We start from the raw sequence: 24,767 nt of genomic DNA, 5'->3' as shown, positions 1-24,767 counted from the left end.
CCTTCAACTCCGCCGAATTCCAGGAGTCCCCCCATGCCAGAAAACGGCCGCCCCACCTCGGCACATATCGCGCTTCATCACTTTTCTTCGCCCGCATGGGCAGGGCGAGAGGTGAGCGGGCGGTGACCGGCTCCGAGCCCGAGCGGACCGTACTGCTCGACCGGGCGCACGGACTGCGGGGCCACCGCAAACGCGACTCCATGCTGACGCGGGGGCTCGCCATCCTCAGCGCGTTCGGCGCGAACGACGTGGAACTCACGCTCGCCGAGATCGCCCGCCGCGTCGGCCTGCCCAAACCCACCGCCCACCGGCTCATCGCCGAACTGCTGGACTCCGGCTTCCTCGAACGAGGCCAGCGCGGGCTGGTCCTGGGCCGGCAGATGTTCGTCCTCGGCGGCAGGCTCCAGCGCGACCAGAAGATCCGCGTCCTGGCCCAGCCCCACCTGCAGAACCTGCGCCGCGTCACCGGAACCTCCCTGGTCTGCCTCTCCGTCGCCCGGGGCCGCGACATCGTCCATCTGCTGCGCGTGGGCACCTCCAGGGCGTCCGACGGACGGGAGAAGATCGTCGACCTCAGCGCCCGCAGAGTGCTCGCCCACCCCCTCGGCCAAGGGCCCGCCGCCGCTCCCGAGAACCCCGCCCTCCGGGCGCTCGGCCCGGCGGGCACTCCGCCCGCCGCCGGCCCCGTCATGCGGCTCGACGACGCCGTCCACGCCTGCGCCGCACTCGCCTGCCCCGTACGGCTGCCCGGCGCGGGGGTGGTCCTCGCACTGTCCGCGCTGAGCGCCGCCGACCAGGGCAACCGGACCCTCCTCGCCCGTGAACTGCACCGTACGGCGCAGGAACTGGCGGCACAGATCGCGGCCCTGCCGGACTTCCGCACCGCCCCCGCGGGCGTCAGCGGCGCCGCCTAGAACCACCGGAACCGAAAGGACATCCCCCCATGAACACCCCGGCCCCACCCGTCGACCTGGACGCCCTGCGCGGCGCCACCCTCCACTCCTCGCCCTTCGTCTGGGGCACCGTGCACGGCACGCTGCCCCAGCCCGCCCTCGGCCGGCTCGTCGAGGAGTTCCCCGACACCGGCTTCACCCGCACCGAACGCACCGCAGGCCGGCCGGGGGAGAAGGGGTACCGCACGGACAACCTCACCCTCGTCGACGAGGACGAGGCCGTCGAAGAGGGGTTCCGGCAGCTCACACCCCTGTGGCGGGACCTCGTCCGCACCCTCATGTCCGCCGACTACCGCAGGACCCTCGGCGAACTGATCGGCAAGGACGTCTCCCGCGCCCGGCTGGAGATCAGGGCCGTGCGCTACTCGACGGGCGCCTGGATCGACCCCCACACCGACCGCGCCGACAAACTCGTCACCCAGACCTGGTACTTCAACGCCGACTGGCCCGTGGCGAACCAGGGCCAGTTCCAGGTCCTCGGCTCCGCCGCCCCCGACGACGTCACCCGGCGGATCCTTCCCCTGGCCGGCGAGTCCATCGTCCTGTGCCCCTCGGAGAACTCCTGGCACTCCGTCACGCCCGTCTCCGAGGCCGCAAAAGAGGACCGAAAGGTACTTCTCCTGCACCTCACGGCCGCCTGAGAACGAATTCGTTCCGTGCCATGGAATGTTCGGGCCTTGTCCCTTGAGGGGGCTCTCCGGACGCTGATAGAAATTACTTGTCGCCGCAACGGGGCGGAGGAAAAACCGAAAACCCCGGCGACGAAAACCAACGATGAAAGGAAGAAAAACATGACTCGCAACGCCGTCACCCTCGTCTCCCCCCGCCTGGAGAAGGTCGTCACGAAGAAGGCCTGAACCACGGCCTGACAGCCCCTAGGGGCTAGCGGTGCCGCCACGAGGTAACCGTGGCGGCACCGCTTGGTTTTTATGGCCCTCTTTTTTCGACATATTCGAGATACTCGAGAGGAAGGAATCCGGATGCTCACCGCCGGAGAGAAACCGCCGACCACCGCGGAGCGCGTCCGCCCTCAGGTGGTCAGCCTGCTCGACCCGAACCTGGAGACCACCAGCGTCTGCCTGTCCGTCGGCTACGGCGCCCGGCTCGACCCCCAGGGCCGCTGCGGCGTCGCCCACCTCCTGGAACACCTGCTCTTCTCGCTGCCGAAGGCGGGCCGCCCCTCCTTCGCCGAATGGGTCGAACGCCGCGGCGGCACCACCAACGCCGAAACCGGCCTGGAGACCATGCTCTTCCACGCCCAGGTCGCCGCCGAGGACGCGCGGGAGACCACGGCGATGATGCTCGACTCCGTCCTGGACCCCGTCTTCGACGAGCAGGTCTTCGACCTGGAGCGCGAGGTCGTCGTCAAGGAGATGGTGACCGCCGCCGCCGACCCCGCCGACCTCGTCCAGGACGTCGTCTTCGAGAAGCTGTTCCCCGGCCACCCCATCGGCCGCCCGATCGGCGGCCGGATCGACGAACTGCGGGCCCTCACCTCCGCCGACGTCGAGGAGGAGTACCGGACCCGCTTCCTGACCGGGCCGATGGCCCTCGTCGTCGTGGGCCCGCGGCCCGTCGACGGCATCGACGACCTCCTCGCCACCTTCCCCGACCCCGGCACCGCCTCCCCCTTCGCGCCCACGCTCCCCCTCCCCGCCCCCGACCTCACCCCGCCGGGCACCCCCGGACCCGACTTCGCCTGGACCTGCTTCGCCGGCCGCTCCCCGGCCCTCGACGGCGCCGGCAAGGAGGCGTACACCGTCCTGTCGATGCTGCTCGGCTCCAGCCCCTCCTCCCTCCTCTACCGGAAACTGCGCGTGGAGGAGGCCCTGTCGTACGCCTTCGAGTCCTGGAGCCGCTTCTACACCGAGGCCGGCGTCTGGCGGCTGCTCGTCGGCGTCGAGCCCGAGGCGGTGGGCCGACTGGTGGAGATCGTCGACGGCCTCCTCGCGGACCTGGCCGAAGGACGCGTACCCGACGAGGAGTTCGCGGTGGCCCGGCGCAAGGCCGAGATGCGCCTCGTCACCCAGGGCGAGACCCCCATCGAACGCGCCCGCCTCACCGCCCTCGGCATCCGCGGCGGCACCGCCGACTGGTCCCTCGACCAGGCCCGCGCCGCTCTGCGCGCGGTGACCCCGGCCCAGGTCGCCCGCGCCGCCGCCACCCTCCGCGGCGACCTCGCCGTCGCCGTCCGCCCGGAGGCGGCGTGAACACGGAAGAGGGGCCGGCCGACACCGGGGAACTCCTCGCCGAGGTCACCGCGGGCCCCTACACCGACCCCGTCACCGGCGAGCGGCACATCCTGATCCAGGACGCCGGCGAACGGGTCCTCAAGGACCCCGCGCTCCTGGAGACCCTGTGCGCCGCCCTGCACCGCGAACACCCCGGCGCCGAGAGCACGTTGCTGCGGACCCCGCCCGCGGTGGAACCCGCCGCGCCCTGGCGCCGCCACCTGACGTACGTACGCTGCGCGGGCGAACTCCCCCCGGTGCCGGGCGGACCCGAGGTGGGCCTCGCGGACGGGGACACCGACGGCGAACTCGTCCGGCTCTGGCTCGCGCAGGCGTTCACCGCCGCCGGCACGGACATGCGGCGCCCGGTGTCCGAGGACGTGGCCCGCACCGAGGCCGCGAACCTGTACGCCCTGCCCGGCCGGGTCTCCCTGCTGGCCCGGCACGCGGGCCGGACCGTGGGCCACGCGACGCTGCTGACCGAACAGGAGGACGAGACCACCGGGGAGGCGTTCGTCGAACTCGTCGACATCCTCGTGGACGGCGCCCCCGACGGCCGGCTCGCGACGGCCGCGCTGACCCGGGCCGCCGCCGCCCACGCCCACGCCCTCGGCCGCCCGCTCATCGGCAACGTCGTCCACACCGCGACGAACGGCCCCGAGGGGACCGGCAAGGACACCTGGCGCATCGTCACCAGGCTCCTGGAGACCGGCTGGAGCATCGACCACGCCTACTGGTGGGCCCCCGCCCCGCGACCGGAGACCCAGCCATGACCGGACCCCGCACGGACACCCTCCCCGACGTCACCCTGGAGATGCTGTACCGGCTGCTCGGCCTCCAGGACCACGAGAGCGGCCGGGAACTGATCCGGCGGGGCCGGCTCGTCTCCCCCCGGCTGCCCCAGCTGCTCATCTCGGCGGCGGCCAGGGAAGGCGTACCGCTGGGCACCGGCACCCGGGACGAACTGAGCCGGGCCCGGACCCGGGCCGAGACGTACGCGGACCTGTACGACGCGGTACGGGCCGCCGTACCCGGCGTCCGGATCGCCAAGGGCCCCTCGGTCGCCCGCTGGTACCCGCCGGACCTGCTGCGCCCCGTCGGCGACCTGGACCTCGGCCTGGAGACCGAGGACGAGCTGTGGCGGGCGGCGCGGACGGTGGCCGACCGGGCCCCGGTCGAGGACGTCGACCTGGCCCTGACCCGGTACGAGGGCCGCACCGACGTCACCCTCGGGCTGAAGTGGCCGGCCGAGGACGCCCTCCTGGACCGGCCGTACAGCGTCGAGCTGAGCACGGTCGCCTTCCCCGGCGACCTCGACGGCACCGTCCCCCCACGCTTCGCCCTCCCCGCCGACCAGACCCTCGCCGACCTCCTCTCCCTGGCCGAGGAACGCTTCCAGCGCCCCTTCCACGCCAAGGACGCGGTGGACGTCCTGATGATCCTCACCCACCGCCCGCCCGACCCTGCCACCCTCGCCGAGGCCGCCGAAGCCCACCTCCTCGCCCCCGAACTCCTGGAACTCCTCACCTACGTCCAGGACGGCGCCCAGGCCCCCCTGGACAGCTACCGCACCCCCCTGAGCGCCCCGGCCGCGGCCGAACTCGCCCGCAGGAAAGCCACCCCGCGCCCGGCCGGGCCGCACGACACGACGACCGTCGACGGCCGCCTGGACGCCGGAATCCCCGTGGCCGGCCTGCGCCTGAACCGGCGCCAGAGCCCCGTGGACCGAGCCGTCCGCCACGACACCGACGGCGTCGGTCTCCTGCGTACCCCGCTCGGCGACTTCCTCCTCGTGTGCGGCGAGGTCGTCAGCCGGGCCGACCACGCCACGGCGCTCGCCGCCCTCGACCGCCTGGAGGCCACCCGGTGACCACGACCAGCCCGCCCGCCGTCGAAGCCGTCGGCCTGCGCCGGGAGTTCACCGTCGGACGGGGTGCGGGCGCGCGCACCCTGACGGCCCTGGACGGCCTGGACCTGACGATCGCCCCCGGCACTGTCCACGGCCTCCTCGGCCCCAACGGCGCCGGCAAGAGCACCCTGTGCAAGATCCTCTCCACCACCCTGCTGCCGACCTCCGGCACCGCCCGCGTCCTCGGCTTCGGCGTCACCGACCGGCCCCGCGAGATCCGCCGCCGCATCGGCCTCGTCCTCGGCGGCGACCGGGGACTGTACGGCCGTCTGACCTCCCGGCAGAACCTCGAACTGTGGGGCGCCCTGCACGGGTTGCACGGCCGGGAACTGCGCACCCGCATGGCCGACCTCCTCGACCGCGTCGGCCTGACCGACCGCGCCGACGAACGGGTCAACGGCTTCTCCCGCGGCATGAAACAACGCCTCCACCTGGCCCGGGGCCTGATCGGCGACGCTCAGGTACTGCTCCTCGACGAGCCGACCACCGGCATGGACCCGGTCGCCGCCGACGACTTCCGCGACTTCGTCCGCGCCCTGCGCGCCGAGGGCCGCACCGTCCTGATCACCACCCACGACATGGCCCAGGCCGAGGCGATCTGCGACGAGGTCACCCTCATCGACCACGGCCGCGTCCTCACCACCGGCGACCCCCGCGACCTGGCCCGCCGCCTCTTCACCGGCCAGCGCGTCGAGGCCGACGCCGTGCCCCCGAGGCTCGCCGCCGAGATCGAGGCCCTGCCCGAGGTGAGCGTCGTACGCCCCGCCCGCGGCGGACACCTCCGCGTCGACACCGCGAGCGCCGAGGCCACCCGCCTCGTCCTCGCCCTGCTGGTCGACGCGGGCGTCGGCAGCGTCCGCACCGGGCCGCCCGGCCTGGAGGAGCTGTACCTGAGGGTCGTCGGCGGCCGGAAGATGCGGGTATCGGCGTGATCACCACCCTGTGGGGGGCCGTCCGCTTCCAGCTCGCCATCGCCCGCACCAGCCCCGACGTCCTGCTGATCCTCGTCCGGGCGCCCCTGATGACGATGGTCCTGCTGTCCATCAGCGAGTACTCCGGCCGGCGCGACCTCGCCGCCGGCGTGGTCCTGGCACCCGTCCTCATGGCCCTGTGGGACATGACCCTGCTCATCGCCGGCGAGGTCATCAACCGGGAGCGGTCCTGGGGCACCCTGGAGGCGCTCGTCGCCACGCCCGCCCGGTTCTTCCTCGTCGTCCTCGGCCGGATCGGGGCCGTCACCACGATCAGCATGGTCTCCTTCGCCGAAGCCTGGCTGGTGGCCCGCTACGGCTTCGGGATCCACCTGACCGTCGTCCACGGCACCGTCTTCGTGCTCTGCGTCCTCGCCTCCGGGCTCGCCATGGCCGGCACCGCGACCCTCATGTCCGCGCTGTTCGTCCTCGCCCCCAGCGCCCGCCTCATGCAGAACACCCTCACCTACCCCTTCTACCTGCTGGCCGGCGTCCTGGTGCCGGTCTCGATGCTGCCGGAGTGGCTGCGCCCGCTGTCCTCGGCCGTCTTCCTCTCCTGGAGCGCCGAACTCCTGCGCCAGTCCCTGTCCCCGGCCCCCGTCCCGGACGCCGCGCTCAGCCTCGCCGTCATCGCCCTCCTGGGACTGGCCGGCACCCTCGCCGGACTGCTCGCCGTCAACCGCGCGCTGCGGCAGGCCCGCGCCGCCGGAACCCTCTCCGAGGTGTGATGAGTACCCTGACCCGAAACCTCGCCGGCCACCTGCACGTCGTGCGGTACGCGGCCGTCACCTCGGCGGCCGAGTTCCGCCAGACCTACACCTGGCGCTCCTGGACCATCGGCTGGCTCGGCCGCATGCTCTCCCAGGTCACGTTCTTCGCCCTGATCGGCGTCCTGATCGGCTCCCCCGAGCACACGCGCTACCTCGTCGTCGGCAACGCGGTCATGGCCTGCGTCATCGAGACGATGACGGTCACGACGAACGGCGTCCGCGAACGCCAGGAGGGCACGTTCCCCCTCCTGGCCGCCTCCCCCGCCTCCCTCGGCACCGTCCTGTTCGGCCGCGGCCTCCAGCAACCCGTCAGCGGCGCCGTCACGGCCCTCGTCACCCTCTTCGCCCTGGCCCCCGCCTTCGGGGTCCGCCCCACCTGGTCCCAGGTCCCCGCGCTGATCCTCCTCGTCCTCGTCACCGCCCTCACCACCTACGGCGTCGGCCTCTTTCTCTCCGCCGTCGTCATCGGCGTGCCCGGCGCCCGCAACGTCGTCTCCAACACCACCTACCTCCTCATGATGGCCGTCTGCGGCGTCCAGGTCCCCGTCACCTTCTGGCCCGCCTGGGTCCAGTGGGCCGCCGGACTGCTCCCCCTCACCCACTCCCTCGCCGCCATCCGCGAGATCATCGCCGGCCACTCCGCGGCCTCCGTCGCCCGCCCCCTCGCCCTCGCCCTCCTGACCGGAGCCCTGTGGCTGTACCTCGCGTCGCTGGCGATCCGAGTGGTCCAGGCACGGGGGAGGAGGACAGGGTCCTTCGACTACGCGGCCTGACACCGCACACCCGAGAGGGACGGCCGGCTCGCACGACACGCGAACCGGCCGTCCCTCTCTCGGATCACCCGGGGGCCACCGCCAGCACGGTGTTCTGCCCGCCGAACCCCATGGACGTGCTCAGCGCCAGCCCGATGGCGCCGGACGTCTGCGCGGTCGGCAGCCGGAGGTCGATCTCCGGGTCCGGGGTGACGAGGTTGGCGGTGGGCGGGACGACGCCGTACTGCACGGCGAGGACCGTGTAGGCGGCCTCGACGGCGCCGGCGGCGCCCAGCAGATGGCCGGTGACCCCCTTGGTCGAGCTGACCGGCGGCGCGTAAGGCAGGACCCGGCGCAGCGTCCGGGCCTCGACACGGTCGTTGAGCGGCGTCGAGGTGCCGTGCGCGTTGACGTACCCGACGTCGCGCGCGCCGGCACCGGCCTCGGCGAGGGCCAGCCGGACGGCCTGCTCCAGACCCGCCCCGCCGGGGTGCGGCGCGGTCACATGGTGGGCGTCGGCGGTCGTGCCGGACCCGGTGATCCGGGCGCGGACCCGGGCGCCGCGGGCCCTGGCGTCGGCCGTCCGCTCCAGGACGAGCAGGCCGGCGCCCTCCCCGGCGACGAAGCCGTCCCGGCCGGCGTCGAAGGGACGGGACGCGCCCGCCGGGTCGTCGCAGCGCCGCGACAGCGCGCCCATCCGGGCGAACCCGGCCATGACCAGCGGGGTGAGCAGGGCCTCGCTGCCGCCGGTCAGGACGATGTCGCAGCGGTCCAGGGCGAGCAGGTCACGGGCGGTCGCGACGGCCGTGGCACCGGACGCGCAAGCGGTGGCCACGACCAGGTTGGGGCCGGTGACCCCCAGTTCGATCGCCACCTGCCCGGCGAGCATGTTCGGCAGGTACAGGGCGTGCAGCAACGGCGTCACCCGCTGCGGTCTCTCCTCCAGCAGGACCCGGTGCTCCCGTTCGAAGGTCCGGGTACCGCCCGAGGCGTTGCCCAGCACCACCCCGACGCGTGCGCCGTCCCAGGTGCCGGGGTCGAGCCCGGCGTCCGCCACCGCCTCGTACGCCGCCACCAGGGCGAACCGGACGAAGGGGTCGAGGCGGTGGGCCCGCCGGGCGCCGAGCAGAGCCTCCGCGTCGAAGCCCGGCACCCGGCAGGAGATCGCCACCGGCAGGTCCGCCAGCCCGGGATCGGGGGCGGCGGCGGTGCCCGCCGCCGCCCGGACGGCGGCCCAGTTCCGCTCGACACCGATCCCGGCCGGGGTGACCAGGCCGAGACCGGTGACGGCCGTGTCGAAACGGTCCCTCACGCCTGGATCCCGGCCGTCCGCCGCTCCACCAGGCGCGTCAGGCCGGAGAGGGAGGAGACGTCCTGCAACTCGTCCTCGGGGATCTCCACCCCCAGTTCGCGTTCGATGAGGACACTCAGCTCCACCAGGGCCAGGGAGTCGAGTTCCAGCTCCTGGAAGGAGGCGTCCGGGGAGACTAGGTCGGCGGGGACCTTGATCTCGTCGACGAGGATCTTCGCGAGGGCGGTGTACGTGGTCATGGCTGCTCCGTGAGTGAGTGGGAGTGGGTCGGGGTGAGGGCTGTCAGGACAGGGGGGTAGGCCGGTGCCAGCCGCGCCGGTGATGGATCAGCGGCGGCGTGTCGGAGACCGCGACGGCCTCCAGGCGGCCGGTGAGGATGCTGTGGTCGCCGCCCGGCAGCACCTGGCGGCCGGTGCAGGCGAACCGCGCCGACGCCTCGGGCAGCCCGGGCAGCCCGAGCTCCAGCGGGACGAGCGACGCCTCGGCGGCCGTACGGTCGCGGCCGGCGAACTCCCGGGCGGCGGCGGCCTGTTCGTGGCCGAGGACGTTGACGAGGAAACGGTCGGCCCCGGTGAACACCTCGTGGGCGCGGGAGGACCGGTCGACGCAGACCAGGAGCAGCGGCGGGTCGGCGGAGAGGCTGCACACCGCGCTCGCGGTGAAGGCGCGGGCCCGCCCCTCGGCGTCCCAGGCGGTCACCACGGTGACGGGCGCCGCGAGCCGCGCCATGGCCTCCCGGAACGGCTCCGGGGGCAACGGGGCGGCCTGCCGGGTCCGTGGCTTCGCGCGCAGGGTGCGGTCGATCCGCGCGGCGACCGCCTCCGCGTGGCTGTCCAGGAAGAAGTGGCCCGCGCCGGCGAGTTCGAGGTGCGTGACCGGGCCCGTGGTGAGTCCGGCCCACAGATCGAGATCCCGGGGCGAGGTCGCGGGGTCCTCGTCGCCGGTGACGACCGTGACCGGGCACGTGAGCCGGGGCTCGGGGCCGGCATGGCGGTACCCGGCGAGCGACGCGTACTCGGGGCGGATCCGGGAGGCGAAGTACGCGACGGCGTCCGGATCCCGCAGGATCTCCTCGGGCACCCCGCCGGTCGACGCCAGGGCACCCAGGAACGCCTGGTCGGGATAGGTGTGGACGAGCGCCCTGTCGTCGCTCTCGCCCCGGCGCTGCGGGGGCCGGCAGGCGGAGACGAACAGGTGCCGGGGCGGCTCGTGCCCGTCGCGGACGAGCCGCCGGGCGACCTCGTAGGCGAACAGGCCGCCCAGACTGTGGCCGTACAGCGCGTACGGCCCCTCACCGGCCCGGTCCGCGATCCGGCCGGCCAGGCCGGCGACGGCCTCGTCGAAGGTCCTCCCCGGCCCGTCGCCGCGCCGGTCGAGCGGTACGGCGTCGATCCGCGGGGACAGCGCGGCCAGCAAGGACCGGAAGGCCAGCGGCGAACCGCCCGCGTGCGGCAGACAGAACAGGGTCACGGGGGTGTCGGCGGGGGTACGGCTCGGGGCCGGCAGGTCGCCGGCGACAGCGGTGGGCACCTGGAGCGGGTGCTCGGCCAGGGCGCGGGGTGTGGTCTCGCCGTAGAGCGCGGTGTCGTGTCGCGGGACGAGGCCGGTGGAGACCGGGGTGAGCGACCTCGGGACGCCCGGCCGCAGGGTGAGGCCGTCCGGGGGCTGAGCCGAGCACGGCACCGGGCGGGCCCGGCCGGCGTACAGGATCTCGCGCGCCGGCGCGGCGGGAGCCTCCTCGTGGTAGCGGCGGCGGAGGGCGTCCAGGTGGGTCAGGCCGGTGCGCAGCAGGCCGGGCGGTACGCCGAAGTCGACGAGCGCGGCGAGTTCGTCGGCGCCCGCCCCGGCGAGGGCGTCCACGACGCCGGCACAGCTGTCGGGGGTGCCGATCAGGGCGCGTTCGTCGCAGTAGCCGCGATAGGCACGCCGCAGCAGGTAGTCGAGATCCTCCTCGCCGAGCTCGGAGACGTCGACGCCGAGCCCGAGGGTGTCCACCACCTGTCCGGCCAGGGACAGCGACGAGCGCGTGTACCGGCAGAACGGTTCGAGGGCCTCGCCGCGCACGGTGGCGAGGTCGGTGCCGAGGTAGGTGTGCAGCATCACCACGACCCGGCCGGTGTCCGGGTCGAGCCCGTGCCGCTCGCGCGTCGCCCGGTAGTGCGCGACGTTCTCGGCGAACTGCTCCACCGACTGGTACATCATGTTCGTGAGGACGCCCAGGTTGCTGCGGGCCGCCTCCTCGTAGCCCGCCCTGCGGCCGACGACCGCCAGGAACATCGGCGGGTCCTGCTGGACGGGCCGAGGGAAGAGCCGTACCTCGGCCTCGCCGCCGTCACCGGAGCGCCTGCGCAGCGGTTCGCCGCGCCACAGGGTCCTGATCTGGCCGAGGCGTTCGGCGGTCAGCTCCTTGCGGCGGGCGAACGCGTCCGGGGCGAGGACGAAGTCCCGCGGGTTCCAGCCGCTCGCGCAGCCGATCCCGACCCGGCCCCCGGACAGGTTGTCCGCCATCGACCACTCCTCGGCGACCCGGACGGGGTCGTGCAGCGGCAGCACCACCGAACCGGTGTTGATGCGGATCCGCTCCGTCTCGCGGGCCAGGGCGGCGGCCAGGACGACGGGGTTCGGGAAGAGGCCGCCGAAGGAGTGGAAGTGCCGTTCGGGCAGCCACACGCCGTGGAATCCGTGGGTGTCGGCGTACCGGGCGGCCTCCACGAGCAGCCCGTAGCGGTCGGCGTGGTCGGCGTGGTCGGCGTGGCCGGGGTGGTCGTCTTCGGGGTAGTCGCCGAAGAAGGAGAGGCTGAAGTCCGGGGTGCGGCGCCCGGAGCGGGCCGGTGCGGGTACGGGTACGTGTTCGGCCGTGCGGTGGGGGCGTTGTCCGGGTGCGGGTTCGGTCGAGAGGTGGGGGCGTTGTCCGGGTGCGGGTTCGACCGAGGGGTGCGGGCGCTGTCCGGGCGCCGCGAGGTCCAGTCGGCGGGCGAGCCGGTCGACGGCCGTGCCGCCCGCCGCCGGGAGGGTGCGGGCCGGTTCGGTCATGCCGCCACTCCCGTCCGGTCGACGCGCCGCTCCAGCCGGGCGAGCTGTTCGAGGATGCGCAACTGCCCCTCGGCGATCACCTCGATCCGCTGGGCGAGCAGGTCCGCGGTCTCCTGGGGGAAGCGCGGCGGAGCGGGTTCGGGAGCCGGGAACGGGGCGGGCCGCACAGCGGCGGGCGCGGCCGGCCCGGCCAGCAGGGCCGCCAGCGAGGCGGGCGTCGGTGCCTCCTCGAACAGCTCGCGCATCGAGACCCGGGCGCCGAGCTGCTCCTCCAGATCACGCAGCAGGCCCACCATCTGGAAGGAGTCCGCGCCCAGTTCCACGAACTCCCGGTCGGGCGCCACCTCCGCCGCCGCGCAGCCCAGATGGCGGGCGGTCAGCTCGGTGACCCGGTTCAGCAGGGATTCCGCCGTGTCGCGCATGTCGTCTTCTTTCCTTCGTTCCTTCTTCGGTCCGGTGCTGTCGCCAGGGACGTCACCCAGGGGGTCGTACGGGAGCGGCACCGCAGGGCCGGGGCCCGTCCAGTACCTGACGCGCTGGAACGGGTAGACGGGGAGGGGGATGCGGCGGCCCCCGGTGCCCGCCCGCACGCGCGCCCAGTCGACGGGAAGCCCCGCGCAGTGCAGCGCCGCGACCGCGGCCCACAGGGTCCGCAGCTCCCGGCCCCGGCGCTGGGTCACCACCGTCCCGACGTCCGGCAGCGCGCCGCGCACCAGTCCGCTCAGCGCGCCGCCCGGGCCGGCCTCCAGCACGAGGGGGTCCGCCAGCTGTCCCAGGCGGTCGGCCACGGCGTCGAACCTGACCGGCTCGCGGGCCTCACGCAGCAGGTAACCGACGTCAGGCGACCAGCCCGCGGGGCGCAGGACACCGTCGACACTGCTCACGAACGCGGTCCGCACCGGGGTGAAGGCCACGCTCTCCAGCGCCTCGCGCAGTTCGGCCAGGGCCGGGTCGACGGCGCTCGTGTGGAAGGCGCGGTCCACGGCGAGGCGGCGCACGCCGTACCCGCGCTCCCGCGCCAGCCGCTCCGCCGCGTCGACGACGTCCGGCGAACCGGCCAGCACGTGGTTGCGGGCGCCGTTGACGGCGGCGAGTTCGAGCCCGGGTACGGCCGCGAGCAACTCGTCGGCGCGGTCGCGGCCGGCCGTCAGCGCCAGCATGCCGCCCGGGCGCATACGCCGCTGCATCACCTCGCCCCGCAGCGAGGCCAGCCGTACGCCGTCGGCCGGGGAGAGGGCGCCCGCGGCGCACAGGGCCGCGTACTCGCCGACGCTGTGTCCCGCCGTCACGGCGGGGGTGACGCCGAAGTGCTCCCACAGCCCGGCCAGCGCCGTCTGCCAGGCGAACAGGGCCGGTTGCGCCGTCCCGGTCGGCCAGATCCCGTCCGGCGGGCCCGGGTCCGTACCGAGCAGCGGCCCGAGCAGGGAGTTGCCGCCCGCGTCCCGGTGGGCCTGCTCGCAGGTGTCGAGGTGGTCGCGGACGACGGGGAAGCGGTCGTACAGGGCACGGGCCATGCCGGGGTATCCGGTGCCCTGCCCGCCGAAGAGGAGGGCGAGGGTGCCCGGTGCGCGGCGGGCCTCGCCGGTGGCGTAGGCGCCGTCCGCCCGGCGGAGGAAGGCGTCCAGGGAGTCGGCGAGCTCCTGCGGGCTGTCGCCGAGCGCCACCAGGCGGTGGCGCAGGTGGCGGCGTCCGGCGACGGCGGTGGTGACCACGTCCGCCAGGTGCGCCGGCTCGCCGGACCGCAGCCGGTCGCGCCAGGACCGCGCGTACTTCGCCAGGGCCTCGCCCGTGCGCGCGGACACGGTCAGCAGTCCCGGCGGCGGTACGGACGGCGGCCGGGGCGCCGGGCGGGGTGCCTCTTCCAGGACGATGTGCACGTTGGTGCCGCCGACGGCGAGCGCGTGGACACCCGCCCGCCGGGGGTGGGCGCCCGCAGGCCAGGGCCGGGCGCGGTCGGGCAGCAGGAACGGGCTGGCCGCGACGTCCAGCAGGGGGTTGGCGCGGGTGAAGCCGGCCAGGGGCGGGACGACCCCGTGCCTGAGGACCAGGACGGCCTTCACGAGTCCGGCCAGGCCCGCGCACACGTCCAGGTGGCCGATGGTGGACTTCACGGCGCCGAGCGCGCAGAACCCCGTCCGGTCCGTGTGCCGGCGGAACGCCGAGGACAGGCCGTCGAACTCGATCGGGTCGCCCTTGAAGGTGCCGGTGCCGTGCGCCTCCAGGTAGCCGACGCTGTCCGCGCCGACCCCGGCCGTCTCCAGCGCGCGCAGCACCGCGTCCCGCTGGCCGTCGGCGCTCGGCGCCAGGTAACTGTCCTTGCGGGCACCGTCGTTGGTGATCCCGACGCCGCGCACGACCGCGTGGATGTGGTCGCCGTCGGCGAGCGCGCGGTCGAGGCGCTTGAGCAGCACGGCGGCCACCCCGCTGCCGCCCACGGTGCCGTCGGCGCCCGCGTCGAAGGCCCGGCAGGTGCCGCTGCCCGAGAGCACCGAGCCGTGGACCCTCCGGTATCCGGAGATCTGCGGTACGGCGATCGCGGCGGCTCCGGCGAGGGCCAGGTCCGCGTCCCCGGACAGGACGGCCTGGCTCGCCTGGTGCACCGCCACCAGGCCGCTGGAGCACGCCGTCTGCACCGTGACCGCCGGTCCCGTCAGGTCCAGCAGATACGCGACGCGGGTGGCGAGGAAGTCGGCCGACGTGCCGAGCGCCGGCCGCGCCGCCGAGGCCCAGTCCCGCGGGTCCCAGCCCTCCGGGGCGAGGTTGTTCAGCAGGTAGGTGCTGAGCGGCTGGAGTTGGTACCCGGCGGCGGCGAACACGCCGATCCGGTCACCGGGGCCCGGAGCGCCGTAGCCGGCGTTCTCCAGGGCGTGGTGGGCGCACTCCAGGAACAGGCGCTGCTGGGGGTCCATCGCCGCGGCGGCCCGGCCGTTGACGGTGAAGAAGGCGGCGTCGAAGCCGGACACGTCGCCCAGGGCTCCCGCCGCGGCGACGAATTCCTTGGACTCCCGCTCCTCTTTCGGGACACCGGCCGCGTCCAGTTCCTCTTCCGTGAACCGGCGTACGGCCGAGCGTCCGGAGAGGATCAGCCGCCAGAATTCGTCCTCGGAATCGGCGCCCGGAAATCGGAACGCCATTCCGATGATCGCGACACGTTTCTCGGGTGATTCGTCATCCAGGTCCGGCATGGCTCGACATTAGGACTCCGGATTCCCGGCACCAACGAAGGTTTCACGCCGCGAAACAAGGGACCATGGTGCCGGCTACAGGCCCGCGGCCTTCTTCAGCGCCTCCACCCGGTCCGTCCGCTCCCACGTGAAGTCGGGCAGCTCCCGGCCGAAGTGACCGTACGCCGCGGTCTGCGCGTAGATCGGCCGCAGCAGGTCGAGGTCACGGATGATCGCGGCCGGACGCAGGTCGAAGACCTCGTCGATGGCCTTCTCGATCCGGTCGGTGTCGACCTTGTGCGTACCGAACGTCTCCACGAACAGACCCACCGGCTCGGCCTTGCCGATCGCGTACGCGACCTGGACCTCGCAGCGCGAGGCGAGCCCCGCCGCCACGACGTTCTTCGCGACCCACCGCATCGCGTACGCCGCCGAGCGGTCGACCTTGGACGGGTCCTTGCCCGAGAAGGCGCCGCCGCCGTGACGGGCGAACCCGCCGTACGTGTCGATGATGATCTTCCGGCCGGTCAGACCCGCGTCGCCCATCGGGCCGCCGATCTCGAAACGCCCGGTCGGGTTGACCAGCAGACGGTAGTTCTCCGTGTCGAGCTTGATGCCCTCGTCGAGCAGCGCCTTCAGCTCGACCTCCACGACGAACTCGCGGATGTCGGGCGCGAGGAGGGACTCCAGGTCGATGTCGGAGGCGTGCTGCGAGGAGACCACGACCGTGTCGAGGCGGACGGCCTTGTCGCCGTCGTACTCGATGGTGACCTGGGTCTTCCCGTCGGGGCGCAGGTAGGGGATGGTCCCGTTCTTGCGGACGTCCGACAGACGCTTCGAGAGGCGGTGCGCGAGGAAGATCGGCAGCGGCATCAGCGTCGGCGTCTCGTCGGACGCGTAGCCGAACATCAGACCCTGGTCACCGGCACCCTGGGTGGCCAGAACGTCTTCGGCGTCGGCGTCGACGCCCTGCGCGATGTCCGGGGACTGGGCGCCGATCGATACCGAGACGCCGCAGGACGCGCCGTCGAAGCCCTTCTTCGACGAGTCGTAGCCGATCTCCAGGATCTTCTCCCGCACCAGCTGCGGGATCGGCGCGTACGCCTGGGTGGTGACCTCACCGGCGACATGCACCAGGCCGGTGGTGATCAGCGTCTCGACGGCGACGCGGGACGTGGGGTCCTCGCGCAGCAGCGCGTCGAGAATCGTGTCGCTGATCTGGTCGGCGATCTTGTCGGGGTGACCTTCGGTCACGGACTCCGAGGTGAACAGACGGCGAACGCCGTTTCCGGCCGAATGGGTACCGGTCATTTCATCTACCTCTTGTCTCCTTCGGTTTCCGGGACATCGGTCCCCTGGAATTGAACCGGGCGGGCGGAGAGCGGCCAACCCCTGATGAGGCGGTCCGGATCTAGGGGTGAACAGGGGGTGGGGCGGCGTCCCGTCTGACGGAACGTCTGTTGACGAAGTCCCGGGAGAACACGTTCCGTGGAATGCAGGAGGGGTGATCGAGGGGAGCGTCGGACAGTGCTCGACAGCCGCGAAAGAGTAATGACGAAGCTCTGGGAGAACATTCAGAAAACGCGCCGGCACGGCGGTGGGGCGGCCGTCCTCAAGGGATTTCCCGGCTCCGGGAAGACGACACTGCTGGGCCGGTTCGCCGAACGGACCCGCGCGTCCGGGACGGTGACCCTGTACGCCACCGGCAGCACGGACGAGCAGAGCGTGCCGCTCGGGGTCGTCGAGCAGTGGTTCGCCGACGCGCACGGCGGCGCCGAGGCGCCACCCCGGCTGACCGCCGCCGTCCAGGCGTACCGCGCGGCCGTCCTGAGCGGCGACACCCGGGACGCCGAGCAGCTGTTGCTGCGCACGCGGACGCTGGTCGAGAGCGCCCTGCGCGACCTCGCCGGACGGGGCTCGGTGGTGGCCGTCGTGGACGACGCGCACCACACCGACACCGCCTCCACCCGGGTCCTGCGATTCCTGGCCAAACGCCTCGTACGCCTGCGGCTCTTCCTCGTGCTCGCCGACGGGGTGCTCGCCGACGGGCCGGACCCCGGCGGCGAGTACCGCGCCTTCCAGGCCGCCCTGCTGCGCAGCACCCGCCTGTGCGTCGCCGAACTCGCCCCGCTCGACCCGCAGGACACCGCACGGCTGGTGCGCGAGGTGCTGGGACACCCGCCGACACCGGCGTACGTACGCGACGTGCTGGAGGTGACCGCCGGGAACCCCCGGCTGCTGTGCGCGCTCGCGCGGGACACGCGGTACGCGTTCCAGGACGCGCCGGCCGCGCGGTGGGCGCCCGTGCCGGGGACGGCGTTCTGCAAGGCGGTCGCGCTCACGGTGTCCGCGCAGCGCTCCGAGACCGTCGAGAAGGTCGCCCGCGCCCTCGCCGTCCTCGGTGACGCCCGCTCGCCCGGCCTGGTCGCCCGGCTGGCCGGCGTGGACCCGGTCCGGGCCACGGCCTGCCTCGGCCTGCTGGAGGCGGCCGGGCTGGTCGCCGAGGGCCGGTTCAGGCATCCGGCGGCGCGGGCGGCCGTCCTCGCGGACAGCGCCTTCACCGGGCGGGCCGAGCTGAGCCGCGGCGCGGCCCGGCTGCTGTACCGGGCCGGCGCCGCCCCGCTCAGGGTCGCCCGGTGTCTGACGGCCGCCGGGGGGATCGGCGCCGCCTGGGAGGTGTCGGCGCTGCGCGAAGCGGCCCGGCAGGCACAGTCCGAGGGGGCCTGGGAGGAGGCCGTCGACCTGCTGGAACTCGCCCGGAGCTGCCGGGGCGAGACGGACGACGGTCCCGGCCTGCTCGTCCAACTGGTCCTCGCCCGCTGGCAACTGGACCCCTACACGGCCTCCCGGCACCTCGCCGACCTCGTGGCCCTGGGGCACGAGGGCCGCCTGCCGGCGCGTGAACTCACCCTCGTCGCCCAGCTGCTGGCCTGGCACGGACGCCTCGACGAGGTCGACGCCGTGCTCGCGCTGCTGCGGGCACGGGCCGCGGACGACGAACAGGCGGCCGTCGAACTGGGCCTGCTCGACGCGATGCTGAGCCTCGTCTTCACCCGCTACCGGCGCGAAACGCGGCCCCGGCCACCGCTGGACGTCCCGCCCTGGCGCGAAGCGCTCCTCTCCTCACCCGCCCTCGGGCGCACCGGCGCGGACAACTCCCTCCTCGCCCTCGTCGGCCTCACCCAGCAGGCCCTGTCCACGCCCGGCGACCCCGAGGCGCGGAGCACCGACATCGTCCACTGGCACCTGAGGCTGCTGCGCCGGGCCGGCGCGGACCGGGCGGCGCTGCCGCGGATCGACGCCGTGTCCGCGACGGCCGCCGAACGGCTCTCCCCTTTCCACCAGTCGCTCCTGCACTGCCTCCAGGCCGTCAGCGCCCTCTCCCGGGGCGACCTGCCGCGCGCCGAGAAGGCCGCGCGGGCCGCGCTCGTACGGCCCCGGGCCTGGGGGGTGGCCGTCGGGCTGCCGCTGAGCGTCCTCGTCATCGCGCTGGCCCGGCGCGGCAAGGCCGAGGAGGCGGCCGAGGCGCTGCACACCCCGGTGCCGGCCGCGCTGTTCACGTCGTACTTCGGGCTGCTCCACCTCGACGCCCGGGGACAGCACCACCTCGCCGCCGAGAGCTACGGCGTCGCCCTCAGCGACTTCCTCGGCTGCGGGGAGGCCGAGCGGCAGGGCGGGTTCGAACCCACCCCGGCCTGCCTGTGGCAGGTCCACGCCGCCGAGGCGCACCTGCGGCTCGGGCAGCGCGACGAGGCCGTACGGCTCGCCCGCGAGGCCGCCGACAGCGGGTCGGGACCCGCCAGGGCCGTCGCGCTGCGGGTCCTCGCGCTGGCCCGGCCCGTCGAGGGGCGCGGGGCGCTGCTGCGGGAGGCGATGAGCCTGCTGGAGGACGCCGGGGACCGGACCGAACTCGCCGCGTGCATGGTCGAACTGGGGCGGACGCACTACGCGCTCGGCAACGCGCGGATCGCCCGCTCGCTCGTCCAGCGGGCCGCCCGCGTCGCCCGCGGGGCCGGGTTCGAGGACGTGCTCCAGCGGTGGCTGGAGGAGGACGGCGCTCCGGAGCCGGTACCCGAGGACGGGGCCGGGGCCGGCACCGGGGCCGGGGCCGCCCGGCTCAGTCCGGCCGAACGGCGGGTCGCCTGGCTGGTCGGTGTCGGGTACAGCAACCGTGAAATAGCCGCCAAACTATTCGTTACCGTGAGTACGGTCGAACAGCATCTCACCCGTATCTACCGCAAGCTCAAGGTCAAACACCGTGAAGAACTCGCCGCGTATTCTCCGCCACTGGACGAAACGCTCGACTAGCGGGCTTTTCTCAAGGTGCCGTCCATAAACCTGGGCGGCACCTTGTTTTTTCATGCCGGTCGCAGGTCACACCCCACTTCAGGGGGTGGGTGGGGTGGCCTAGGGGGTGACTGTGGACAAGGGCGGCAATTACGGTCGATAGGGTGGAACGAATCTGCCCCATCGGAGTTCCCGAATTCACCCGGGTGGTCATGAAAATGCGAATCGACACACCTCCCATGCTGCGTGTCCTCGGGCCCATGGCGGTCCGGGCCGAAGGCCGTGAGCTGTCCGTCGGCCCACCCCTGCGCCGGCTCCTGCTGGCTCTGCTGGTCGTCGGACGAGGGCAGGTCGTCCCCACCGAACTGCTCATCGAGGAGATGTGGACGGGCCGGCCGCCGAAGAAGGCGCTCGCCACGCTGCAGAGCCACGTCTCGCAGCTGCGCGGTCTGCTCGACCCGCCGGGCGCCCGCGGCGACGGGTCGGCGCTGCGGCACCGGGCGCCCGGCTACGTCCTGCGGCTGCCGCCGGGAGAGATCGACGTCCACCGCTTCGAGGAACTGGTCCGGGCCGGGCAGCTCCGGCTGAAGGACGGGGACGCGGGCGGCGCGTGCACGAGCCTCACCCAGGCGCTGGCGCTGTGGCGCGGGGCGCCCTACACCGAGTTCGACTCCTCCCTGTCGCTCGCCCACGAAGTCGCCCGGCTCGAACAGCTCCGGCTCACCGCGCTGGAGCACCGCGCCGACGCGCGGCTACGGCTCGGGGACGCGGAACAGGTGGTGTTCGAGCTGGACGCCGAGGCCCGGCGGCACCCCGCGCGCGAGCGGCTGGTGGGGCATCTGATGACCGCGCTGTTCACACTCGGGCGGCAGGCGGAGGCGCTCGCGGTGCACGAACGTACCCGGCGGTACCTGGCGGAGGAACTGGGGGTGGAGACCGGGAGCGAGCTGCGCCGGGTGCACCTGGCGATCCTGCGGCAGGAGGTGGGGATGCGGGGGGCGGTCCGGCCGGGGGAGCCGGCGGCGCCGGACGGGCCGGGAGGGGGTGCTGGTCTCTCGGGTGCGGGCGGGGTCTGGTCGGGGGAGTCGGTGGCGGTGAATGGGCCGGGAGGGGGTGCTGGTCTCTCGGGTGCGGGTGGGGTCTGGCTGGGGGAGTCGGTGGCGGTGAATGGGCCGGGGGGCGGTGCTGGTCTCTCGGGTGCGGGTGGGGTCCGGCCGGGGGTGCCGGTGGCGGTGAACGGGCCGGGAGGTGGCGGCGGTCCCTCGGACGCGGGCGGGGTCCGGCCGGGGGTGCCGGTGGCGCCGGACGGGCCAGGGGGCGGCGCTGGTCCCTCGGACGCGGGCGGGGTCCGGCTGGGAGTGCCGGTGGCGGTGAACGGGCCGGGCGGCGGCCCCGGTCCCGCGGAGGCGGGCGAGGTTCTGCGGGAGTGGGGGAGGCCGGTGGGGACGCCGCCGTCAGGCCCGGACCCGGTGGGCGCGGTGGGCCAGGCGGCCTCCGTGGCTCCGGCGCCGGACGCCGGCCAAGCGCAGGCTTCCGCCATCCCGACGCTCCCCCCGGTGGCCCCGGCGGCCCCGGCGGCCCTGGCGGGCTCAGTGGGGCCGACAGGCATGGTGGGCTCTGTGGCCCCGACGATCCCGGCAGGCCCGACGACCCCGGCAGGCCCGATGGCCCCGGTGCCCGGCACCGGAGCGGCCCACGCTTCCGCCGCCGCGCCGGTGCCCCCGCCCGCCGCGTCCGCCTCGTCCTTCATCGGGCGGGCCGCGGAGCTCGGGCGGCTGGAGGCCGAGGCGGTCGGCGCGCTCGGCGGACACGATCAGGTGAGCTGTGTGACCGGGCCGCTCGGGATCGGCAAGACACACCTGCTCACGGAGTTCACCGCGCGCATGGGGGCGGCGCACCCGCAGCTGGAGGTCGTCGGGGTGCACGCCCTGCGGGACCAGGGGGTGCCGCCGCACTGGCTGTGGACCCAGGTGCTGCGGCGGCTCTCGGTGACCCGCGCGGGGGCGTTCCACGACGCGGTGGCGCCGTACGAGGCGCTGCTCGCGCCCCTGCTCGCCGGGGAGCAGGGCACGGGCGCGGGTGCCGAGGGCGAGCGGACGCGGTTCCTCACCCAGGACGCGGTGTGCGAGGTGCTGCGCGCGCTGGCCGCGCAGCGGGCCCTGCTGCTGTGCGTGGACGACCTGCACTGGGCCGACCCCGCGTCGCTGGGCCTCCTGGAGATGCTCGCCCGGCGGCGCGGAGGATGGCGGATCGGGGTCGTCCTGTCCGTGTGGGACTGGAAGATCACCGTCGACGGCCGGCTGCGGCGGGTCCTCGGCGACATCCTACGGGGGCCCAGGGCCGGGGTGCTGCGCCTCGGCGAGCTGCCCCGGCAGGCCGTCGCCGAACTGGTGCGGGCGCGGCTCGGACCCAGGACGCGGGAGGAGCACGTCGAGCGGGTGTACCAGGAGAGCCGGGGCAACCCCTACTTCGCCCACCGCATGCTGATGTGGTGCGGGGCCGAGCGGGACCGGGACGGGCGCGGCGAGGGAAGGTGCTGCGCGCAGGGGCGGGCACGGGCACTGGAGAGCCTGCGGGCCGTGCTCGCGCGGATGTCGGAGCGGGAGCGCGGGGTCGTGCACCTGTGCGCGGTCGCCGGCGACCGCGTCGACCCCGGTCTGCTGCGGCTCGTCGCCGGTGACGAACCGGTCGACGCGGTGCTGGACCGGTTGCTGCGCGCCGAGGTGCTGCGCGAGGACCCCCGCCACCCCGACCAGGTCCGGTTCGTGTCCGAGGCCGTCCGGGAGACCCTCGCCGACGGGCTCGGCCAGCAGGAGCGCCACCGGCTCCGGCAGCGGATCGCGTCCGCCTCCCGCACGACGCCGGCCCGCGCCCGGTGGACGCCCGCGGTGGTCGGGGGCGGCGCCGGCGAGGTGGACGGCCTGCTGTGTCACGGCTGTTGAGCGGCCGGGGCGCCGATCCTCTTCAGCATGCCCAGCAGGGACGTGCCGCCCAGCTCCACGCACTCCAGCGGGGTGTCGTGCGCGCGCAGCCAGCGGACGCTGTCCGTCCAGCGGACGGGGTGGATGAGCTGGGCGCCCAGGGTGCGGGGGAGGTCGGTGGGGTCGTGGGGGAGAGCGGTGACGTTGGAGACGACCGGGGTGTGGGGGGTCTCGAAGGTGACGTCCTTCAGGTACTTCTCGAAGAGGACCCGGGCCGGGTCCATGTAGCGGGAGTGGAAGGGGCCGCCGACCCGCAGGGGCACGAAGCGGATCGCGCGCCGGGTCAGGGCCGCGTGGGTGGCGCGCAGGCCGGGGAACGGGCCGGCGATCACCAGCTGGGTGTCGGAGTTGAGGCCCGCCAGGTCGACCGACTCGATGCCCTCCTCCCGCAGGACGCCGAGCAGCTCCTCGGGCCGCACGCCCATCACCGCCGTCATGCCCCCGTCGGACGCCGCCGCCATGAGCTCGCCGCGCTTCTTGACCAGGCGCAGGCCCGTGCGGAAGTCGAAGGCGCCCGCCGCGAGGAGGGCGTTGTACTCGCCCAGGCTGTGGCCGAGGTAGTAGTCGGCGCGGCGCTCCTCGCGGCGCTCGCGCTCGAAGGTGTGCAGGGCGTTGACGACGAACAGGGCGGGCTGGGTGCACTCGGTGCGGGCGAGGAGGTCGTCGGGGTTGTCGCGGCAGACCGCGGCGAGGTCGTAGCCCAGCAGGTCACAGGCGAACTCGGTGAGGGCGGGGTAGCGGTCGAAGAGGCCGGTGCCCATACCCCGGAACTGCGACCCTTGGCCGGGGAAGAGGACTGCGAACGGCATGGTGTCTCCCGGTACGGGGTGTCGGCGGGTCAGGTGTCCAGGGCGGCGCGGCCCAGGATGTCGAACAGCAGCAGCGCGCTGTGCAGCCGCAGCCGGTCCTCCTGGACCGGACGGCCCAGGAGCCGTTCCGCCTTCCTGATCCGGTAGGCGACGCTGCTCTTGGCGATGTGGAGCCGTTCGGCGACGGCGGACATGCTGCGCTCCAGGTCCAGGTAGGACTTGACGGTGGCCCGCAGCTCCGCCATGTCGTCGCCGGCCAACGGCCCGAGTTCCCGGCGGACGAACCCGGCGCTGAGGTCGGGCCGGGAGCGCAGCAGGACGGCCAGTTCGAGGTCGGCGTAGTCGTACGGCGGCCGCAGGCCCCCGGCGCCGGGCCCGGCCGCGCGGACGATCCCGGCGGTCTCCGCGGCCTGCCGGTGACTGGTCCTGAACCCCTCGATGCCCTCGCCCGGCAGACCGGCGGCGATATGGACGCCCGGCGCCTGCCGGTGCGACCACTCGGCGTCGCGCAGCCGGCGCGGCGACTGCGGGTGCCCCCGCGTGCGCGCGCCCCACGCCCACAGCGACGCCCCCCCGACGGGCACGGTCAGCAGCGAGGAGCACCCGGCGCCGCGCAGCAGGGCCGTCGCGGCGGAGGCGAGGTCGGCGGTGCCGTGGGCGTCCCAGTCGTCGCGCCAGACGACGAGTGCGAGGTGGGTGCGGCTGAGGTCGTAGCCGAGCCGCAGGAACGCCTGCGGGGCGTCGACGTCCGCGCCGTCGAGGATGTCGAGGACCAGCTCCTGGTGGTGCGCTGCGGCGCTGCCGGACCAGCCGCGCCGCTCCCGCTCCGCCTGCTCGGCCAGCGTCAGCAGGATGTGCTGCACCTCGGCCACCAGGGCCCCGGAGAGCGCGCGGGTCACCTCGGCGGCCTGCGCCGGGTCGAGCAGATCCGCACAGGCGTCGAACAACTCCCGCACCAGACAGTCGAGTTGGTGCTTGAGGACGTCGAACGTCCCGCTCACGGGCAGACCCCGGCGCACGGACTCGCGCACGGGCACGCCGACGATCTCCGGGACGCCCTCGCCGGCGTACCCGGCGAGGGAGGTGAGGACGTACAGGGCGAGCGCCTCCGCGCCGCGTGCCCCCAGCTCGTCGAGGGCACGCGGCGGGACACCGGCGGCGAGGCCGTCCGGCTGCCGGACGGCGCTCCCCGCCGAGGCCATCCGCGCGGCCACCTCCACCGCCCACCCCACGGCCCCGTCCCCGACCAGCAGCCGGGCCTCCCGGACCAGCGCCTGGTCACCGACCGCGTCCCGGAGCGCCCCGGGCGAGCGCGGGCGCAGCTGGAGGATCCACGAGTTGCCCGGGTCCAGCGGTGCGCGGACGGGGCCGGTGGCCGGACGGCGCAGCCCGTGACGGATCCCGCCGTACGGGTCCGACGGCGCCTGGACCCGGCGGCCCACCCCGGTCGGCCCGCTCATCGGTGTCCCTCCTCGGCCGTCGTCCGGTGCCTGGACCCGGCGGCCCACCTCGATTGGTCCGCTCATCGGTGTCCCTCCTCGGCCGTCGTCCGGTGCCTGGACCCGGCGGCCCACCTCGATTGGTCCGCTCATCGG

At 74.3% G+C, this 24,767-nt stretch carries 17 protein-coding genes; 10 read left to right on the top strand and 7 right to left on the bottom strand.

What is annotated here, in order from left to right; genetic code table 11:
* The first annotated feature begins 95 nt into the window (after positions 1 to 95).
* The 8 genes from ACLZOT_RS43305 to ACLZOT_RS43270 all read left to right on the top strand — a co-directional run bounded on the left by ACLZOT_RS43305 (position 96) and on the right by ACLZOT_RS43270 (position 7,607).
* Positions 96 to 914: a helix-turn-helix domain-containing protein gene (locus ACLZOT_RS43305; RefSeq protein ID WP_416974734.1), complete on the top strand. Its 819-nt coding sequence runs from the start codon at positions 96 to 98 to the stop codon at positions 912 to 914.
* A 29-nt stretch (positions 915 to 943) separates the two neighbouring features.
* On the top strand, positions 944 to 1,594 hold the full coding sequence (locus ACLZOT_RS43300; protein ID WP_416974733.1) for a 2OG-Fe(II) oxygenase: 651 nt from the start codon (positions 944 to 946) through the stop codon (positions 1,592 to 1,594).
* 339 nt (positions 1,595 to 1,933) lie between these two features.
* A complete protein-coding gene (locus ACLZOT_RS43295) occupies positions 1,934 to 3,163 on the top strand; it encodes a M16 family metallopeptidase (protein WP_416974732.1) in 1,230 nt (409 codons plus the stop codon).
* Complete coding sequence (locus ACLZOT_RS43290; RefSeq protein WP_416974731.1) at positions 3,160 to 3,957, top strand: hypothetical protein; 798 nt, start codon at positions 3,160 to 3,162, stop codon at positions 3,955 to 3,957. The genes ACLZOT_RS43295 and ACLZOT_RS43290 overlap by 4 nt, the downstream gene beginning before the upstream one ends.
* The gene (locus ACLZOT_RS43285) at positions 3,954 to 5,054 is read left to right on the top strand and encodes a hypothetical protein (protein ID WP_416974730.1); all 1,101 of its coding nucleotides are present in this window, start codon (positions 3,954 to 3,956) and stop codon (positions 5,052 to 5,054) included. Before ACLZOT_RS43290 ends, ACLZOT_RS43285 begins: the two co-directional genes overlap by 4 nt.
* The gene (locus ACLZOT_RS43280; RefSeq protein WP_416974729.1) at positions 5,051 to 6,025 is read left to right on the top strand and encodes an ABC transporter ATP-binding protein; all 975 of its coding nucleotides are present in this window, start codon (positions 5,051 to 5,053) and stop codon (positions 6,023 to 6,025) included. Before ACLZOT_RS43285 ends, ACLZOT_RS43280 begins: the two co-directional genes overlap by 4 nt.
* Entirely contained in the window at positions 6,022 to 6,792 is a 771-nt protein-coding gene (locus ACLZOT_RS43275) for an ABC transporter permease (RefSeq protein WP_416974728.1), read from the top strand. Before ACLZOT_RS43280 ends, ACLZOT_RS43275 begins: the two co-directional genes overlap by 4 nt.
* Entirely contained in the window at positions 6,792 to 7,607 is an 816-nt protein-coding gene (locus tag ACLZOT_RS43270; RefSeq protein WP_416974727.1) for an ABC transporter permease, read from the top strand. Before ACLZOT_RS43275 ends, ACLZOT_RS43270 begins: the two co-directional genes overlap by 1 nt.
* Positions 7,608 to 7,671: 64 nt before the next feature.
* Here ACLZOT_RS43270 and ACLZOT_RS43265 read toward each other — a convergent pair whose 3' ends face one another.
* The 5 genes from ACLZOT_RS43265 to metK form a co-directional block, all read right to left on the bottom strand.
* Positions 7,672 to 8,898 (bottom strand): beta-ketoacyl-[acyl-carrier-protein] synthase family protein, encoded by a 1,227-nt coding sequence (locus ACLZOT_RS43265; RefSeq protein WP_416974726.1) that lies wholly within the window; start codon positions 8,896 to 8,898, stop codon positions 7,672 to 7,674.
* The gene (locus tag ACLZOT_RS43260; RefSeq protein ID WP_416974725.1) at positions 8,895 to 9,137 is read right to left on the bottom strand and encodes an acyl carrier protein; all 243 of its coding nucleotides are present in this window, start codon (positions 9,135 to 9,137) and stop codon (positions 8,895 to 8,897) included. Before ACLZOT_RS43260 ends, ACLZOT_RS43265 begins: the two co-directional genes overlap by 4 nt.
* Before the next feature lie 43 nt (positions 9,138 to 9,180).
* A complete protein-coding gene (locus tag ACLZOT_RS43255; protein ID WP_416974724.1) occupies positions 9,181 to 11,931 on the bottom strand; it encodes a MupA/Atu3671 family FMN-dependent luciferase-like monooxygenase in 2,751 nt (916 codons plus the stop codon).
* Entirely contained in the window at positions 11,928 to 15,116 is a 3,189-nt protein-coding gene (locus tag ACLZOT_RS43250) for a type I polyketide synthase (protein WP_416974723.1), read from the bottom strand. Before ACLZOT_RS43250 ends, ACLZOT_RS43255 begins: the two co-directional genes overlap by 4 nt.
* A gap of 75 nt (positions 15,117 to 15,191) precedes the next feature.
* Positions 15,192 to 16,406, bottom strand: coding sequence for a methionine adenosyltransferase (metK, locus tag ACLZOT_RS43245; protein WP_416974722.1), 1,215 nt, complete (start codon positions 16,404 to 16,406; stop codon positions 15,192 to 15,194).
* 240 nt (positions 16,407 to 16,646) lie between these two features.
* Here metK and ACLZOT_RS43240 point away from each other — a divergent pair, with 240 nt between their 5' ends.
* Positions 16,647 to 19,403 (top strand): LuxR C-terminal-related transcriptional regulator, encoded by a 2,757-nt coding sequence (locus tag ACLZOT_RS43240; RefSeq protein ID WP_416974721.1) that lies wholly within the window; start codon positions 16,647 to 16,649, stop codon positions 19,401 to 19,403.
* 218 nt (positions 19,404 to 19,621) lie between these two features.
* Complete coding sequence (locus ACLZOT_RS43235) at positions 19,622 to 22,324, top strand: BTAD domain-containing putative transcriptional regulator (protein WP_416974720.1); 2,703 nt, start codon at positions 19,622 to 19,624, stop codon at positions 22,322 to 22,324.
* On the opposite strand, the gene fabD is transcribed toward ACLZOT_RS43235, so the two are convergent.
* Positions 22,312 to 23,172 carry an ACP S-malonyltransferase gene (gene fabD, locus ACLZOT_RS43230; protein ID WP_416974719.1) on the bottom strand — a complete coding sequence of 287 codons (861 nt, stop codon included), beginning with the start codon at positions 23,170 to 23,172 and terminating at the stop codon, positions 22,312 to 22,314. The two genes, ACLZOT_RS43235 and fabD, sit on opposite strands and share 13 nt — an antisense overlap.
* Before the next feature lie 29 nt (positions 23,173 to 23,201).
* Positions 23,202 to 24,698 carry a PucR family transcriptional regulator gene (locus ACLZOT_RS43225; protein ID WP_416974718.1) on the bottom strand — a complete coding sequence of 499 codons (1,497 nt, stop codon included), beginning with the start codon at positions 24,696 to 24,698 and terminating at the stop codon, positions 23,202 to 23,204.
* Positions 24,699 to 24,767: the final 69 nt, after the last annotated feature.

Source organism: Streptomyces sp. 4F14, assembly GCF_048159485.1.
In the GTDB taxonomy this organism is placed as follows: domain Bacteria; phylum Actinomycetota; class Actinomycetes; order Streptomycetales; family Streptomycetaceae; genus Streptomyces.
The sequence above is the reverse complement of the archived record's forward strand: the minus strand, read 5'-3'. Positions and strand labels throughout refer to the sequence as shown.

Coding starts and splice junctions, on each gene's coding strand:
- ACLZOT_RS43250 (WP_416974723.1), bottom strand. CDS start 15,116: ATGCCGGACCTGGATGACGAATCACCCGAGAAACGTGTCGCGATCATC.
- ACLZOT_RS43270 (WP_416974727.1), top strand. CDS start 6,792: ATGAGTACCCTGACCCGAAACCTCGCCGGCCACCTGCACGTCGTGCGG.
- fabD (WP_416974719.1), bottom strand. CDS start 23,172: ATGCCGTTCGCAGTCCTCTTCCCCGGCCAAGGGTCGCAGTTCCGGGGT.
- metK (WP_416974722.1), bottom strand. CDS start 16,406: ATGACCGGTACCCATTCGGCCGGAAACGGCGTTCGCCGTCTGTTCACC.
- ACLZOT_RS43305 (WP_416974734.1), top strand. CDS start 96: ATGGGCAGGGCGAGAGGTGAGCGGGCGGTGACCGGCTCCGAGCCCGAG.
- ACLZOT_RS43255 (WP_416974724.1), bottom strand. CDS start 11,931: ATGACCGAACCGGCCCGCACCCTCCCGGCGGCGGGCGGCACGGCCGTC.
- ACLZOT_RS43225 (WP_416974718.1), bottom strand. CDS start 24,698: ATGAGCGGACCAATCGAGGTGGGCCGCCGGGTCCAGGCACCGGACGAC.
- ACLZOT_RS43240 (WP_416974721.1), top strand. CDS start 16,647: ATGACGAAGCTCTGGGAGAACATTCAGAAAACGCGCCGGCACGGCGGT.
- ACLZOT_RS43300 (WP_416974733.1), top strand. CDS start 944: ATGAACACCCCGGCCCCACCCGTCGACCTGGACGCCCTGCGCGGCGCC.
- ACLZOT_RS43235 (WP_416974720.1), top strand. CDS start 19,622: ATGCTGCGTGTCCTCGGGCCCATGGCGGTCCGGGCCGAAGGCCGTGAG.
- ACLZOT_RS43295 (WP_416974732.1), top strand. CDS start 1,934: ATGCTCACCGCCGGAGAGAAACCGCCGACCACCGCGGAGCGCGTCCGC.
- ACLZOT_RS43285 (WP_416974730.1), top strand. CDS start 3,954: ATGACCGGACCCCGCACGGACACCCTCCCCGACGTCACCCTGGAGATG.
- ACLZOT_RS43260 (WP_416974725.1), bottom strand. CDS start 9,137: ATGACCACGTACACCGCCCTCGCGAAGATCCTCGTCGACGAGATCAAG.